The organism is Galbibacter sp. PAP.153 (assembly GCF_037029175.1).
Taxonomy (GTDB): domain Bacteria; phylum Bacteroidota; class Bacteroidia; order Flavobacteriales; family Flavobacteriaceae; genus Galbibacter; species Galbibacter pacificus.
This window is the reverse complement of the sequence record NZ_JAZEUN010000041.1, coordinates 1-16,231: the sequence shown is the minus strand read 5'-3', so window position 1 is coordinate 16,231 and position 16,231 is coordinate 1. Positions and strand designations below refer to the sequence as shown.

The following is a 16,231-nucleotide window of genomic DNA, read 5'->3' as shown; positions in this document are numbered from 1 at the left end:
GCCTTGGATTCCCTGTTCGCCTTGGTCACCTTTATCACCTTTTTCTCCTTGAAGGCCTTGTTCACCTTGGTCGCCTTTATCTCCCTTTTCTCCTTGAAGGCCTTGGATTCCTTGGTCTCCTTGTTCACCCTTTTCTCCTTGTGGACCTTGCTCACCTTGGACCCCTTGTTCGCCTTTATCTCCCTTATCTCCCTTGTCTCCTTGAGGGCCTTGAGGGCCTTGAGGGCCTGAAGAAATTAAAGTTGATAAATCAACATCGCCTCCGTTCTCCAAGAACAGAACATTTGTAGCACTATTAAAACTTAATTGCTGATTATCTGTATTAATATCTGCCAACGCAACCGATATCGTATTACCATCACTATCGGTAATCACTAAGTCGTTGCCATCTACCATAAAGGTTTTATTTACAGTATTTTTTCCAGAAGTAAGTTCCCATGAACTTCCGTTCCAAAAATACAAAACACCTGTGTTGGTATTAATGTAGATATCTCCTTGATCGGCTGTAGGAGTAGTTGTTCCTGCGACAGTTACATCGGTTCCCTTGATGACTTCGCAATTGCATTGATTTTCTAGATTAATTGTAGTTTGGGAAAACGCAAATCCGGAAATTAGCAATACAAAAATTAAAATTCCGTTTTTCATTTTGTTTATTTCTTAACAATAGTTAGTTTTTTGAATTTAGGCAATACCTATCCAGGCTGCTTAAAAACAACATTCAATTATTCAATAGTTATCGGTGTATTTAGATTAATGCGATTTACATAAAAAGCTATCATTGCTTATGTAAATCGATCCTCCTATGAAGCGTATTTTATTTTCATAAGTTTGAGGTTTTATTGATTTTATAGATTCCTTTTAATTAGCCAAAATTACTCTAAAACAGTGCCCTTACATAATTTTTGATGTGTAACGGCTACATAATGTTGTGTCTCAGATAAACAACTTATATCTTAGACAAAAAGCATTAATTTTTATTTACCCGGTAAGTTTTATTCCTATTGGTAATAATAGTTTTTACCTTGACCGTTAATGTTGCATTGTTTGAATATATAGCATTACATGCAACTTTTGTGCTTTTTAACACAGCCCGGTATTTATAGCCGTTTTTATCAATTTCTGCATTTAAAGATTTTAATGAAACCGTATAATATTCAGTCGCTGCATCATAAACAATATTTGTATTATATTCACTTGCGTTTATGGGATTAAAACCAGCACCTTCATCAACTTCCCAAACTACATTGGTATTGTTTATATTTTTAATTTGAACATTAAATGTCGCTTCTTCACCAACAAAAACACTTTGATCTTCGGGTTGGTATTCATCGTTAATAGTAAACGGGGTTATTTTTGTAACCGCTGAAACCTGCGGAAAGGTTTCTCCCGTATTTAAACCGCCATACTCCACCAAATAACCTTTTGGCTGATAGGCCCCTGCACCCCCAGCATTTGGCAAATCGTTCCAAGAGCCGTCAAATCCAGTTCCGGGCGCATTGATATGTGCATAATCTTCATTGCCGGAATTGTTGGGCTCTCCATTGTTCCAATTTTCATACATATCATTAACAGCATTTCCCCCTGCTGTTCCTTGCCAAAATTGTTGTCCTGCTTCCGGACCGGTAACCCATCTCCATTCGCCTTCTACTGTGGCATCACTAGCACCAATCCAACCTGCTCCGGGAGCTTGTTCGCCTAATAAAGTGGCTTCATCTGCGGAGGTAATTACAGCCAAATATCCTTGTACCCCATAAAAATTCCTTGCTTCGGCAGCTGCCTTGGCAGCTGTCCATGTTATGCCTAAGGAAGGTACGTATTCGTAATAATGTCCAGATGAATCCAAAAAATTTAATTCAGATAATACAATGGAAAAATCTTTTGTATCGTCATCCAATGTTGCTGTTGAACTATACTTAACCGCCATAATTGCCTGTTCGAAGGCTTCGAGGGTTGCAGGTCCTGTAAGTGTAAGTTTTCCTTCCGAGGGGTTCCAACTGGAAGTAATCCCGGGCACCGAATTATCGTAACTCAATAAATCACCAACATCGTAATTATTGGTAATTTGAATAAATATTTTTTCCAATTGCCCTTGGTCATCTTCAATATTGACCGATTCAACTATTGGAGTTGAGTCGCCAACACAATGAACAAGGTCTCCATTGGCGGTAATTGTTGGAGGATTATTATCTATCCCGTCATTGGCATCCCTATAATTAACATCACCTCCTGAATTGACGTCCAAATCCACATCAGGTAAGGTAATGGCCCCAGTAAGAGGGTTATCTATTGTTCCACCGGGGTCGGCATAACCAAGGACTGCATCTGTTGCATTGTCCAAACCATCATTATCGCTATCTGCATTATTTAATGTTAGTCCGGCTTCAATAGTATCATTATCTCCTTGATTATCGCTATTCGTATCCAAAAAATCAGGGATTCCATCGCCATCGGTATCAACCGGGATAATTCCGTTTGTTCCATATGCAGTATCCAAACCGTTTACCCTAGTACCAGAGGGCGGGGTATAACCCAAGGTAGTTTGTGCTTCCACATTATCGGGGATTCCGTCGTTATCGCTATCTAAGTCTTTATAATTCGGGATACCGTCGTTGTCTGTATCAACCAATGAACAGTCTGTAGCTGGCAAGGTATAAGTAGCACCGTATACACGTGAATTATATCCATATGAAATAATAAGTAAATACTTTACCGTACCTTGTTTAACCTCAAATTCGACCATTTTCTTTCCCTCAGTAATCCCTGATGAGGATATTGTATTACCATCAGAATAAGCCGTCCCAATGGCATCCGACCTATGAAGGTTAAAAGATTTACTGCCTCCGTCGTTAGAGCCCAAATAAACATTTACCTTGGTATTAAGTGGAAGTTCATCGGAAAACTCCAATAAAATTCGCCCTTGCTGGTTGGCCGTATATGAAAAAGTATCTCCCGGAAGCCCTTCTGCATCATAAACATTTAAAAAATTACTTACATTGGTTGCTTTAATTGCGTACTTTTCAGAATTTAATGACCCACATTCTGCATCGTTTAATATCCCATCGTTATCAATATCCAAATCAACATTGTCTTTTACACCATCTTTATCCAAATCGTCGCAAAGTCCAGAAAGTTTTGAAAACGGGATTGCCTGCTTGACTATGCTTGTAGTTGAATAAGAAGCGCTTAGTAAATTACTTCCTCCATTTTCGTAAAATAATATTTGTATTGGATATATTCCAGGAGCTAAAGTAATTGTACCCGACCTTTCCTGATTTCCATGATCTCCATCGTTATCAACAACCTGAACTCCATTTATATATAACTTAGATCCATCATCTGAACTGGTGTAGAAAGTATAAATTTCAGAGGTTTCTATTTTTATGTAACCTTTATAACGAATAGAATATGTATCTGTATCTCCCGGATCTATGGCATTTTGCAAGTCTGCCACATTAAAATTGCTTATTTGCCCCATTGCCATGGCCCCGGAAAAAGGTATGTTGTCTACGGTGTTTCCAGACGGAACAAGGTCGTAAAACTCATAATCCAGCACGCCGGCACATGGGGGTGTGGTTTGGCTAAGAATAAGTGTTGGAAATATTAGGAATAAAATTCCAAAATACAGTTTGTTCATTTGGTTAGAGGGATGTAGGTTAATTTATTTTAAAAATTGTTGTTCATTAAATTTTAGTACTTAATATGGGTTTGATTATTTGGGTTTTCTTAATTTTTTGTTAAAGGATTTGATTTCGAAACAAAAGTATTATGCAAGCATACTATTTTAAAATAAAAAAGATTACCCACAACAATCTATCGATGAAATGCATAAAACAAAAATGTTTAAGGATTGCCAAAATATAGTTAATCGTTTTAGTGATAAAATCTTCATTTATAAAATATTGAACTAAATAGTGGCATTTGACTTATATTAAATTATTTTTGCAATCCTTTAAATTTGGAGCATGCAATTAAATAAAGAAATTAATAAAAGAAGGACCTTTGGTATAATCTCGCACCCCGATGCCGGGAAAACTACTTTAACCGAAAAACTATTGCTGTTTGGAGGTGCCATTCAAGAAGCCGGGGCCGTTAAAAGCAATAAAATAAAAAAAGGTGCCACGAGCGATTTTATGGAGATAGAACGGCAAAGGGGAATCTCGGTAGCTACCTCTGTATTGGCTTTTAACTACAAAGAAAAAAAGATTAACATACTTGATACGCCCGGACACAAGGATTTTGCCGAGGACACTTTTAGGACACTTACCGCCGTAGATAGTGTTATTGTTGTAATTGATGTTGCCAAAGGGGTTGAAGAACAAACCGAGAAATTGGTCGAGGTATGCCGCATGCGCAATATACCAATGATTGTTTTTATAAATAAACTAGACCGTGAAGGTAAAGATGCATTCGATCTTCTGGATGAAGTAGAGCAAAAACTGGGACTTAAAGTCACGCCGCTTAGCTTCCCTATCGGCATGGGGTATGATTTTAAAGGAATTTATAATGTCTGGGAAAAAAACATTAATCTTTTTAGCGGTGACAGTAAAAAAAATATTGAAGAAACCATTGCTTTTGATGATGTAAACAACCCGGAACTTGAAAAAATTATTGGCGAAAAGGCTGCCGAAGAACTTCGCGAAAACCTTGAGCTGGTATATGAAGTTTACCCCGATTTTGACCGGGATGCGTATATGAAAAGTGAATTGCAACCTGTGTTTTTTGGCTCTGCCTTGAACAATTTCGGGGTGCGCGAATTGCTTGATTGTTTTGTAGAGATAGCTCCGCCACCACTTCCTAAAAAAGCCGAAGAACGTTTAGTAAAACCAAACGAAGAAGCCTTTACTGGTTTTGTTTTTAAAATACATGCCAATATGGATCCTAGGCACCGGGACAGGTTGGCGTTTATTAAAATTGTATCGGGCACCTTTGAGCGAAACACGCCTTATTTACACGTTCGACATAATAAAAATTTAAAATTTTCAAGCCCAAATGCTTTTTTTGCCGAAAAGAAAGAAATTGTAGACATATCATATGCCGGCGATATTGTTGGCCTGCACGACACAGGCAACTTTAAAATTGGCGATACCCTTACCCAAGGAGAAGTTTTAAACTTTAAGGGCATCCCTAGTTTTTCACCAGAACATTTTAGGTATATAAACAATGCCGACCCAATGAAGGCCAAGCAACTAGACAAGGGAATTAACCAATTAATGGACGAAGGGGTTGCACAGCTTTTTACACTGGAAATAAATAACCGCAAAGTAATTGGTACCGTTGGCGCTTTGCAATATGAAGTTATTCAATATAGGCTGGAACATGAATACGGTGCCAAGTGCAGTTACGAGAACCTTCCCGTACACAAAGCCTGTTGGGTAGATCCCGTAGACAGTAACAGCGAGGAATTTGCCGAATTTAAACGTGTAAAACAGAAATTTTTGGCAAAAGACAAACAAGGACAATTGGTTTTCTTTGCAGACTCTGCTTTTTCAATACAAATGACGCAACAGAAATACCCGAACGTAAAGCTTCATTTTGTTTCTGAATACAAATAAATAAGATATTGGTTTTGTGAAGGTTATACCCACCCGCAAAACCAATTATTGTTTATTGCCCAACCGCTTCTACAAAATTTGCCTGAAACAATTGTTGAAAATGCTTTAAGAGCTTGTCCTTAACTTCTCCCAAAGGAACTTCTGCCTGTCCTAATTCAACATTCAACGAAGTTACTCCCTTTCCGCGTATGCCACATGGGATTATATTATCAAAATAGCCTAAATTGGCATTTACGTTAAGGGCAAAACCATGCATGGTCACCCATCTGGAGGCACGCACGCCCATAGCGCATATTTTTCTTGCAAAAGGAGTTCCCACGTCTATCCAAACGCCAGTTTCTCCTTCGCTACGTGTGGCTTTTATGCCGTATTCGTCTAAAGTTAAAATAATAACCTCTTCCAGAAAGCGCAAATACTTATGTATGTCGGTAAAAAAATTGTCAAGGTCCAAAATTGGGTACCCCACAATTTGCCCAGGACCGTGGTAGGTAATGTCTCCCCCGCGGTTAATTTTATAAAAAGAAGCTCCTTTTTGCGCCAATTGTGTTTGGTTTAAAAGCAGGTTTTCCATATCCCCGCTCTTTCCTAGTGTATATACATGCGGATGCTCTACAAATAAAAAATAATTTGGGGTCGCTAACTGCGTATTCTCCCTTCTGTTGTTTATTTTAATATCCAAAATAGCCTTAAACAAAGATTCCTGATAATCCCAGGTTTCTTTGTAATCCATATATCCTAAATCTTGAAATATCACCTTTTTATTCATAGTGCAAAGATACGGATTTAGATATTTGGATTGTTAGTTTGACTGCTATTGAATAGCATTCTACCCGACCGCTTGGTAATGAACTTGTTTTTACTTTTCTCCATTGGCTAAAAAAGCCAAATTACCTATCTGGGTTGTTCAAGATAATCAGGGCCGCAATAACGCCGGGAATCCAACCGCATAACCACAGTATAAAAACAATAACAATTGAACCGCAACCTTTATCCAGCACGGCAAGCGGCGGACAGATAATTGAAAGTAATACTCTCCAAATACTCATTTTTTTTCGTTTTTTGATTGATTGCACCTTTAAAGTGCTCTTGTTAAACTGCTTTCCCTGGATTGATAAAGTCCTTTTGGAAAAACAAATATATTGATTGATGTACTTATATGACGCATTACCCGATAATTTGTTACAATGCTCAAAAATAATTCTGCTGTTTGCGGCAGGGGTTGTAGCAAAGTACCCCGGCTGACTGGCATGGCCAGGCAGGCGTGTACTGCGAAAAACCCGGTTGCGGTAGCAAGCCGCCCAAATAATATAAATTGATTGATAGATTGTTAAATACTCCCTATCTTTGCAGGCTTAAATTGAGAATGAAACAGTATGCAACTTTCAGAACAGGAAATTATTCGTAGGGAAAAGCTTGGAAAGCTACGTGAATTGGGCATTAATCCGTATCCGGCCGCTTTGTATCCGGTAGACCATACTTCTAAACAGGTGAAGGAAAACTTTGAAGAAGATAAAAAGGTGGTGCTTTCCGGTCGTTTAATGAGCCGACGGATTCAAGGAAAGGCCTCGTTTGCAGAGTTGCAGGATAGCGAAGGGCGTATTCAACTATATTTTAACAGGGATGAAGTTTGCCCAGGCGATGATAAGACCCTTTACAACGAAGTTTATAAAAAGTTGCTTGATATTGGCGATATTATTGGTATTGAAGGTACCCTTTTTACCACACAGGTCGGCGAGAAAACCGTAATGGTGAAAAATTTTACGGTACTGAATAAATCTTTGCGCCCTTTGCCGTTGCCAAAAGTAGACAGCGAAGGAAAGGTTTTTGACGAGTTTAACGACCCCGAACTGCGTTACCGCCAGCGCTACGTAGATTTAATTGTGAATCCGCATGTAAAAGAAACCTTTATAAAGCGTACAAAAATTACCAGCAGTATGCGGGAATTTTTTAACACCCGTGGTTATTTGGAAGTAGAAACACCCATTTTGCAATCTATTCCCGGTGGTGCTGCCGCTCGTCCTTTTGTTACGCACCATAATGCATTGAACATCCCTTTGTATTTGCGTATTGCCAACGAACTGTATTTAAAAAGGCTTATTGTTGGTGGTTTTGACGGCGTGTACGAGTTTGCCAAGGATTTTCGTAACGAGGGCATGGACAAAACCCACAATCCGGAATTTACGGTTATGGAGCTGTATGTTTCGTACAAAGATTACAATTGGATGATGGGCATGACCGAAGAATTGCTGGAAAAGGTTGCCACCGATGCCAACGGAAGTTCTAAAGTTATTGTTGGAGAGAATGAAATAGATTTTAAAGCCCCATACCCGCGCGTGCCTATTTTGCAGGCAATTAAAGACCATACAGGCTTTGACGTTGCCGGGATGAACGAAGCCGAATTGCGCGAAGTATGCACAAAACTGGATATTCCCGTAGATGAAAGCATGGGAGTTGGGAAACTGATAGATGAGATTTTTGGTGAAAAATGCGAGCACAATTACATCCAGCCCACTTTTATTACCGACTATCCAAAGGAAATGAGCCCGCTTACCAAAGAACACAGGGAAAACCCTGCACTTACCGAGCGCTTTGAATTGATGGTAAACGGAAAGGAGCTGGCAAATGCCTATTCGGAATTGAACGACCCAATTGACCAACGTGAACGCTTTGAGGAACAATTAAAACTCTCTGAAAAAGGAGACGACGAGGCCATGTTTATCGATCAGGATTTCTTGAGGGCCCTGGAATATGGAATGCCACCAACCTCGGGGATCGGTATTGGTATTGATAGGCTGGTAATGCTTTTAACCAACAATGCTTCTATACAGGAAGTGCTTTTCTTCCCGCAGATGCGCCCCGAGAAAAAAGTCGAGGTTGCCTTGAACGATGAGGAAAAAGCTGTTTTTGAATTGCTGAAAAAAGAAAACAAAATGCTTTTGAACGATCTTAAAGACGCATCCGGGTTAAGCAATAAAAAATGGGACAAGACCATTAAAGGACTTACAAAGCACAAATTGGTAAAAGTTGAAAAAACCGACGAAGGATTGTTTTGCGAAATCGTTTAGATATCGCATTTATAATATATATAAAGAAAGAGGCTTTGTGCCTCTTTTTTATTTGATTCCTTAAAAAAAACCTTCTTGCTTGGTTATAATCAGCAAGAAGGTTTTCTTCACAACGAGGCATTAATAACCTAAGTCCAATTATCCTGGCTCAGGTTAATAACATAATTCCCTAATGGGCTGGTTTACGGTTATGCAGTTTAATTCTGGGCATTCGGTATTGTAATATCCATAAATGGTTTCTTTGGTGTCTGCCAGATAAAAGTAATCGTGTATTTCTTCAAAATAAACAAACTTCACCACCAAACGCTGGTGCGGCATATAAATGGACGGGATAAAAGCATATTTTCTGTCCACGAAATAAACCATAAACCGGTTAGACATACCGCTACAGACCATATGCCCGTGAATCGGGATGCGGTCTCCGTTCCATAAAACTGTTTTTTGCTGTGTATCCAGCTTTACTTTGTCGATTTTAAAAGATAATGCACTCATGATATTAGTTTTTTTGTTTGATTGATGTAAAACTACATAAGCAACCCTCATAAAACCAGAGGTAAAAGCATGAAATAGAAAGGGTATTTTTCCCTGATAGAAAGTATTGTTTTATTTAAAAATCTGTTAAATATTTACTGTTGATTAAACCTAAAGTCGAAATATAAGTCTTATAAGTATAGAAATCATAAAATTATGAACAAATGAAAAAGACACTAAGCTTATTATTGATCGTATTGATTACCGCTACATCTTTTGCGCAAGAAAAAAACAAGAGCGACCGAAAAGACAGAACGGAAAAAAGAGAAAAATTTAAATCCTTTTACAGCGATCTTACTCCAGACCAGATAGCAGAATTAAAAACTAAAAGAATGGCTTTGGCATTAGACCTTACCGATGCCCAACAAAAAGAAGTATTGAGCCTGAACAAAGATCTGGCCACCAAGCACAAAGCAAAAATAGAAGCATGGAAAGCCAAAAAGAATACTGCTGAAAAGCCTACAAAAGACGAGCGCTATGCAATGCTAAATGCGCAACTGGACGAGCAATTGGCCGTACAAGGAAAAATGAAGAAAATTTTGGACAATGACCAATATGAATCATGGAAAAAGTCTAAAAAACAAATGCACCATAAATTCCGCAAGAAAATGTACGGGAAATGAAGGTAAAACCCTCACACTTTAAAAAACAGGCCCCGCTACCATTTTATTGCGGGGCCTGTTGCTTTTTTATGTATTTGTTCCTTGATGTTTTATAATCAGGTTTATAGGGTTTTTACCACTTTGGAAGCCGCTTCAATGGTCTTGTCCAAGTCTTCATAAGTAAGGGCATCGTTTAAAAACCAACTTTCAAAAGCACTTGGCGGAAGGTAAATACCTTCGTTGAGCATTCCATGGAAAAACTTTTTAAATGTCTCGTTATTCCCTTTAGCCGAAGTTTCAAAATCGTATACTTCATCTGTAAAATGCACCGAAATCATGGAGCCCAATTTATTGATGGTATAGGTAATATTGGTCTCTTCGAATGCTTTTTCCAACCCTTGGTGCAAATACGATGTTTTATCGGCTAAACTTTTAAATACTTCCTCATGCTGGTTTAGGTATTGCAACATGGTAAGTCCGGCGGCCATTGCCAGGGGATTTCCACTTAAAGTACCTGCTTGGTACACGGGCCCCAAAGGTGCCAAATGTTCCATAATTTCATTACGGGCGGCAAATGCCCCTACGGGAAGCCCCCCGCCTATTACCTTACCAAAGGTTACAATATCTGCCTTTATGCCCAACAATTCCTGAGCGCCGCCTTGTGCCAAACGAAACCCTGTCATGACCTCATCAAAAATAAGGAGCATATTATTGGCATCGCAAAGAGAACGCAAGCCTTCTAAAAATCCTTTTTGAGGAACAATACAGCCCATATTTCCGGCCACGGGTTCTATAATTATGGCTGCTATTTCGTTTTTATTGGCCTGAATTAAGTCTTCCACACTTTTAAGGTCGTTGTAATTGGCCAATAAGGTGTCTTTTGCGGTTCCTTGTGTAACCCCGGGACTGTTTGGGCTACCAAAAGTAACGGCCCCGCTTCCCGCTTGGATTAAAAACGAATCGGAATGTCCGTGGTAACAGCCTGCAAACTTAATAATCTTGTCTTTTCCAGTATATCCCCTTGCCAGCCTAACGGCGCTCATACAAGCTTCTGTACCACTGTTTACAAAACGGACTTTATCCACATTGGGCACCATGGAAACCGCCAGTTTGGCTATTTCTGTTTCTATAAGCGTTGGCATTCCAAAAGAAGTTCCCAGAGTGGTTTTTTCTATAACTGCATTTACTACGGGTTGAAAAGCATGTCCGAGAATCATTGGCCCCCAAGAGGCAATATAATCTATCAATTTATTTCCATCTTCATCATATAGGTATGCGCCTTTTGCCTGCTTTACAAAAATGGGATCGCCCCCAACAGCATTAAAAGCCCTTACCGGAGAATTTACGCCTCCCGGAATATAATTTTTAGCTTCAGCAAAAAGTGCACTACTTCTTTTATATAACATGTTCTCTATTTTAGTTTAAGTATAATACTTGTCCTATTTTGATATTATTATCTTTTAAGCCGTTTTTCTTCTTTAGGTCGTCAACCGAAATATTATGCCGTTTTGAAATGGAATACAAGGTATCTCCTTTAGAAACCACATATGTATTGTCTGCAATGTGACCAATACTTTCGGGCGCTACACCCAAAACTGCCGCATCGTATTCATATAATTGATATTTTTCAATAAGACTTATCAATTTCTGCGGATAACGCCTATCGGTAGCATATCCTGCCGACCGAAGTCCTTTTGCCCAGCCTTTGTAATCGTCTTTATCCAAGCTGAACAAAAAATTGTACCGGCTTCGGGTGGTTAAAAATTCTGAATGATCCTGATAAGAATATTCCGGGTATTTGTATTTTCTAAAGCATTCCCCTTTGGCATCGTCGTCATGATAGGCACGTTCCCCGTTCCATCCTGCATGGCATTTAATTCCAAAATGGTTGTTGGCTTTCCTTACCAGCTCTCCTTTTCCTGCTCCACTTTCCAAGATTCCCTGTGCCAAAATAATACTTGCCGGAATACCATAATTTTGCATTTGGCGCATGGCTATCGGGCTATAAACATCTATGTAATCTTCTACGGTTGCTGTATAAACGGTAGTTCTGGAAGTAGACTCCAGGGTTTCGGTATTTTGGCTGTTAGCGTTACCGTTTCTGGTGTCTGTTTTTGTTGTAGAATGGCCCCTGTTATTTTTTTTAGTTGAAGTTGCCTTCTTTTTAGCACCGCAACTCACTAAAAACAATACAAGGAAAGCAACAATAATACGTTTAACAATCATTTTATTAATGGTAAATTCTTTTGTTTTAAATATTGGTTCATTCCTGCAATTCCTTGCAGACCTCCTGTATGAACCGCCAAAATGCTGGTGTTTTCATCAAAATATCCCTTTTGGATTAAATCAACAATCCCGAACATCATTTTTCCGGTATAAACCGGATCTAAGGAAATATCTGTCTGCTCCTTAAAAAGGTTTATAAAATCTATTAAGTCCCTGTTTATCTTGGCATACCCCCCGAAATGATAATCGGTAATTAGCTTCCAGTTATCCTTATGGGCAAATTTATGAATTTCTGATTTCAAAAAATCCCCTTTAAGGGCAGGAAATCCTAAAACTTGTTGACGGAGTTGTGAACAATTTATCAAACCTGAAATAGTGCCGCCCGTTCCAACAGCCGTACATATGTAATCAAACCGTGCATCGTCTTGGGTTAAAATTTCCTCGCACCCTTTCACCGCCAATGTATTGGTGCCGCCTTCAGGGATTAGGTAAAACGTGCCAAATTCTTCTTTTAGTATGTTTATATATGCCGAAGTATCTTTTTTTCTGTAATCTGTCCTGCTAATAAACTTAAACTCCATACCGTGTTCCCGTGCAAATAACAAGGTAGGGTTTTTCGAAACTGAGCTTTCCAATTCTTCCCCACGGATAACCCCAATGGTTTTCAGCCCTTTTTCAAAACCCGCATAAGCTGTTGCCGCAATGTGGTTGGAAAAAGCACCGCCAAAAGTTAATAAGGTATCTTGCTCAAGCTTTTGGGCTTCCAGTAAATTGTACTTTAGTTTTCTAAATTTATTCCCCGAAACAAAAGGGTGGATACGATCTTCCCGTTTTATAAACAGCCTAACGGAAGCCTTCTCTATTGCCGGTATATGTATTTCCTGATTGTGCAAAGCCAATGTGTATTTTTCAATGGGCAAAGATATGGCTTATGATAGTTTTGGTGCCTTTTTGGCAAAAAAAGCCAACCGTAAGTTAAAAATGGTTAAAAAACATATTTTAAAAAATGCCAACGCGGGCGTTCTTTCAAATAATTTAAATTCCACTCGTTTTGATAGGCTTCTTTCTCGAAGCTAATATTTCTATATGCTTCAACAAAATTACCATAATAGCAAAGTCCGATAAGCCATTCCATTATATACAGCAAATAAAAAGGAAGTATCAACAACTCTACTTGTTGTTTTAAATGTATACGTTCGTGGTTTATCAAAATAGCATCTTTTTTTAAAGAGCCGTCCTTTAGGATAATTAATGGCCACAATGTAAGGCCTACATAACGTTTCGGGAAAATATATTTGAATATGAGAATCAAAATAACGGAAAGCGTTTTTAAAATTAAGATTTGTTTAGAATTCTTTATACAGTCAATTCCTTTATCTTTGTAAAGATAGCATAATCTAAATAGATACTTAATAAAGGAATGAAGAAAATAATTCGTCCAGAGGAAGGTGATTATTATCTTTCCCCCGAAGGCTACCGTGTTTTCACCGAGCAATACCACCTAAAAAGGGGTTATTGTTGCGAAAGTGGTTGCAGGCACTGCCCATACGGATTTAATAAAAGCCGAAAGACTTAAGGCAGGATATAAAAAATTTAAATCAAGTACAAAGTTTACCCCTAAACCTTTGAAAAACAACAAAAAATGATTGACACAGAATACAGTTTTGCATCACAAATACAAGAAGGGATACCCGAGATACTTCCTAAAAAAAAGGATTACGATCCATTGGTAAACCACGCCCCAAAACGAAAGGAAATTTTAACCGATGATGAAAAGAAGCTGGCCATAAAAAATGCGCTCCGTTATTTTGATAAAAGTTTACATGCCGAGTTAATCCAAGAATTCAAGGAAGAACTCGAAACATATGGTAGAATATATATGTGCCGGCTAAGGCCAGATTACCCCATGTACGCAAGGCCCATTGATGCTTATCCGGCAAAATCAAGGCATGCGGCCGCTATTATGCTGATGATTATGAACAATTTGGATCCCAAAGTTGCCCAGCACCCGCACGAGTTAATCACTTATGGTGGTAATGGGGCCGTATTTCAAAACTGGGCACAATACAGGCTTACCATGAAATATCTTTCTGAAATGAACGATGAGCAGACTTTGGTTATGTATAGTGGTCATCCGTTAGGTTTGTTTCCTTCGCATAAAAATGCACCAAGAGTTGTTGTTACCAATGGAATGATGATTCCAAACTACTCCAAACAAGACGATTGGGAAAAATTCAATGCCCTGGGCGTTACCCAATACGGACAAATGACGGCAGGAAGCTATATGTACATAGGCCCACAAGGCATTGTGCACGGAACAACAATTACGGTATTAAACGGTTTTAGAAAAATAAACAAAAACCCTAACGGAAATATCTTTGTTACCTCGGGACTTGGCGGAATGAGCGGTGCGCAACCAAAAGCAGGAAACATAGCCGGCTGTATTACCGTTTGTGCCGAAGTAAACCCGAAAGCCATAGAAACAAGGCATTCTCAAGGTTGGGTAGACGAAGTTATCGCCAACCTGGACGAACTTGTAACCCGTATAAAAAAGGCTCAAAAAGAAAAAGAAACCGTTTCTATTGCTTACCACGGAAATATTGTTGATGTATGGGAAAAATTTGACGTAGAAAACATTAAAATCGATTTGGGTTCCGATCAAACTTCGCTTCACAATCCATGGGCCGGCGGCTATTACCCAGTAGGCATTACTTTTGAAGAAGCCCAACGATTAATGGCCGAAGATGCCAAAACGTTTAAGGAAAAAGTTCGAGGAAGTTTAAGGAGACACGCCAAAGCCATTAACAGGCATACCCAAAAAGGAACCTACTTTTTTGACTACGGAAATGCATTTTTATTGGAAGCTTCCAGGGCAGGCGCCGATGTAATGGCAAAAAACAACATCGATTTTAAATACCCGAGTTATGTACAAGATATTATGGGGCCCATGTGTTTCGATTTTGGTTTCGGGCCCTTCCGTTGGGTGTGTGCAAGCGGTAACCCCGAAGATCTTAAAAAAACCGATGCCATTGCCTGCGACATCCTAGAGGAAATGAAAAAAAATGCCCCAGAAGAAATACAACAACAACTTCAGGACAACATACAATGGATTAAAGCAGCCCAAAAAAACAAATTGGTCGTTGGCTCTCAAGCCCGTATTTTGTATGCCGATGCCGAAGGAAGAATAAAAATAGCCGCAGCTTTCAACAAAGCAATTGCCGAAAATAAAATAGGTTTTGTAATTTTAGGAAGGGACCACCATGATGTAAGCGGAACGGACTCCCCTTTTAGGGAAACTTCCAATATTTACGATGGTTCCCGTTTTACGGCAGATATGGCCATACACAACGTTATTGGCGACAGTTTTAGGGGCGCTAGTTGGGTAAGCATCCATAATGGCGGTGGCGTAGGCTGGGGAGAAGTTATAAATGGTGGTTTTGGTATGGTTCTTGATGGTACTAAGGAAGCAGATAAACGTTTGCAATCAATGTTATTTTGGGACGTAAACAATGGTATTGCCAGAAGAAGCTGGGCCAGAAACCAAGAAGCTGTTTTTGCCATTAAGCGTGCAATGGAAATTGAACCGAACTTAAAAGTAACATTGCCTCATTTTGTAGATGAAGACCTGTTAAAATAAACTGAAAAAATCCAAAGCAGATGAAAACAATTAAACTATTTTCCGGAATAATGCTCCTTGCAATCCTTGTAGGTGCCTGTACTTCTGTACGTGTAGCAACAGATTATGACAGACAAGTTGATTTTGGGAAGTATAAAACCTTTGCGTTTTATAAACCCGGAATCGATAAAGCTGAAATTTCTGATCTAGATAAAAAACGAATTTTACGCTCCATCCAGTATGAATTACAATCGCGGGGTTACCGCTTGTCTGAAAATCCAGACATTTTGGTAAGCATCTTCACAAAAGAAGTAGACCGCGTTAGCGTATACAACAATGTTGGCTGGGGATGGGGCTGGTACGGTTACCCCTATTGGGGAGGTGGTTATAATTCTGTTTCCACCGAAACCGAAGGCTCACTCTATATTGACCTAATCGATGCCGGCAAAAAAGAACTGGTTTGGCAGGGAAAAGGCACAGGTTATTTGGTAACCAATGGAAATATGGCTAAAAAAGAAGAACGCATCAATGAATTTGTAAAAGAAATTTTAGCACAATTTCCTCCCGTAACCACACAAGTGGCAAGTGTAGAAAACTAAAAACAAATTTTACAAAATAATTAAAGGCCGCATTTTTATG

The 16,231-nt window shown here is 39.0% G+C and carries 14 protein-coding genes and 1 pseudogene; 6 read left to right on the top strand and 9 right to left on the bottom strand.

Translation table 11 applies throughout. The annotated features are described in order from the left end of the window. Positions 1–645 (bottom strand): annotated as a pseudogene (locus UXI14_RS17715) (hypothetical protein); the annotation flags it as partial. 322 nt (positions 646–967) lie between these two features. Next, entirely contained in the window at positions 968–3,634 is a 2,667-nt protein-coding gene (locus UXI14_RS17710; RefSeq protein WP_335967306.1) for a PA14 domain-containing protein, read from the bottom strand. Positions 3,635–3,962: 328 nt separating this feature from the next. On the opposite strand from UXI14_RS17710, the gene UXI14_RS17705 reads away from it, so the two are divergent. Continuing rightward, positions 3,963–5,552 (top strand): peptide chain release factor 3, encoded by a 1,590-nt coding sequence (locus UXI14_RS17705; protein WP_335967304.1) that lies wholly within the window; start codon positions 3,963–3,965, stop codon positions 5,550–5,552. Between the two features lie 52 nt (positions 5,553–5,604). Here the strand turns inward: UXI14_RS17705 and lipB are convergent, their stop codons facing one another. Both lipB and UXI14_RS17695 read right to left on the bottom strand, forming a co-directional pair. Continuing rightward, complete coding sequence (gene lipB, locus UXI14_RS17700) at positions 5,605–6,318, bottom strand: lipoyl(octanoyl) transferase LipB (RefSeq protein WP_335967303.1); 714 nt, start codon at positions 6,316–6,318, stop codon at positions 5,605–5,607. Between the two features lie 121 nt (positions 6,319–6,439). Then, the gene (locus UXI14_RS17695; RefSeq protein WP_277901353.1) at positions 6,440–6,598 is read right to left on the bottom strand and encodes a YqaE/Pmp3 family membrane protein; all 159 of its coding nucleotides are present in this window, start codon (positions 6,596–6,598) and stop codon (positions 6,440–6,442) included. A 327-nt stretch (positions 6,599–6,925) separates the two neighbouring features. Between UXI14_RS17695 and lysS the strand changes: the two genes are divergently transcribed. Beyond that, on the top strand, positions 6,926–8,617 hold the full coding sequence (lysS, locus tag UXI14_RS17690) for a lysine--tRNA ligase (RefSeq protein WP_335967301.1): 1,692 nt from the start codon (positions 6,926–6,928) through the stop codon (positions 8,615–8,617). A gap of 153 nt (positions 8,618–8,770) precedes the next feature. Here lysS and UXI14_RS17685 read toward each other — a convergent pair whose 3' ends face one another. After that, entirely contained in the window at positions 8,771–9,109 is a 339-nt protein-coding gene (locus UXI14_RS17685) for a hypothetical protein (RefSeq protein WP_335967300.1), read from the bottom strand. 203 nt (positions 9,110–9,312) lie between these two features. Between UXI14_RS17685 and UXI14_RS17680 the strand changes: the two genes are divergently transcribed. Continuing rightward, positions 9,313–9,771 carry a hypothetical protein gene (locus UXI14_RS17680; protein WP_335967299.1) on the top strand — a complete coding sequence of 153 codons (459 nt, stop codon included), beginning with the start codon at positions 9,313–9,315 and terminating at the stop codon, positions 9,769–9,771. 101 nt (positions 9,772–9,872) lie between these two features. Here UXI14_RS17680 and hemL read toward each other — a convergent pair whose 3' ends face one another. The 4 genes from hemL to UXI14_RS17660 all read right to left on the bottom strand — a co-directional run bounded on the left by hemL (position 9,873) and on the right by UXI14_RS17660 (position 13,288). Continuing rightward, positions 9,873–11,156 carry a glutamate-1-semialdehyde 2,1-aminomutase gene (hemL, locus tag UXI14_RS17675; RefSeq protein ID WP_335967298.1) on the bottom strand — a complete coding sequence of 428 codons (1,284 nt, stop codon included), beginning with the start codon at positions 11,154–11,156 and terminating at the stop codon, positions 9,873–9,875. A gap of 10 nt (positions 11,157–11,166) precedes the next feature. After that, entirely contained in the window at positions 11,167–11,976 is an 810-nt protein-coding gene (locus UXI14_RS17670) for a glucosaminidase domain-containing protein (protein ID WP_335967297.1), read from the bottom strand. Next, a complete protein-coding gene (locus UXI14_RS17665; protein WP_335967307.1) occupies positions 11,973–12,869 on the bottom strand; it encodes a pyridoxal-phosphate dependent enzyme in 897 nt (298 codons plus the stop codon). Before UXI14_RS17665 ends, UXI14_RS17670 begins: the two co-directional genes overlap by 4 nt. A 92-nt stretch (positions 12,870–12,961) precedes the next feature. Continuing rightward, complete coding sequence (locus UXI14_RS17660) at positions 12,962–13,288, bottom strand: hypothetical protein (RefSeq protein WP_335967295.1); 327 nt, start codon at positions 13,286–13,288, stop codon at positions 12,962–12,964. Positions 13,289–13,396: 108 nt separating this feature from the next. Between UXI14_RS17660 and UXI14_RS17655 the strand changes: the two genes are divergently transcribed. From UXI14_RS17655 to UXI14_RS17645, 3 genes are all read left to right on the top strand, one after another. Continuing rightward, positions 13,397–13,552: a DUF5522 domain-containing protein gene (locus tag UXI14_RS17655; protein ID WP_277901344.1), complete on the top strand. Its 156-nt coding sequence runs from the start codon at positions 13,397–13,399 to the stop codon at positions 13,550–13,552. Positions 13,553–13,618: 66 nt separating this feature from the next. Continuing rightward, positions 13,619–15,613 carry a urocanate hydratase gene (locus UXI14_RS17650; RefSeq protein ID WP_335967294.1) on the top strand — a complete coding sequence of 665 codons (1,995 nt, stop codon included), beginning with the start codon at positions 13,619–13,621 and terminating at the stop codon, positions 15,611–15,613. A gap of 20 nt (positions 15,614–15,633) precedes the next feature. After that, on the top strand, positions 15,634–16,191 hold the full coding sequence (locus UXI14_RS17645; protein WP_277901342.1) for a DUF4136 domain-containing protein: 558 nt from the start codon (positions 15,634–15,636) through the stop codon (positions 16,189–16,191). Positions 16,192–16,231: the final 40 nt, after the last annotated feature.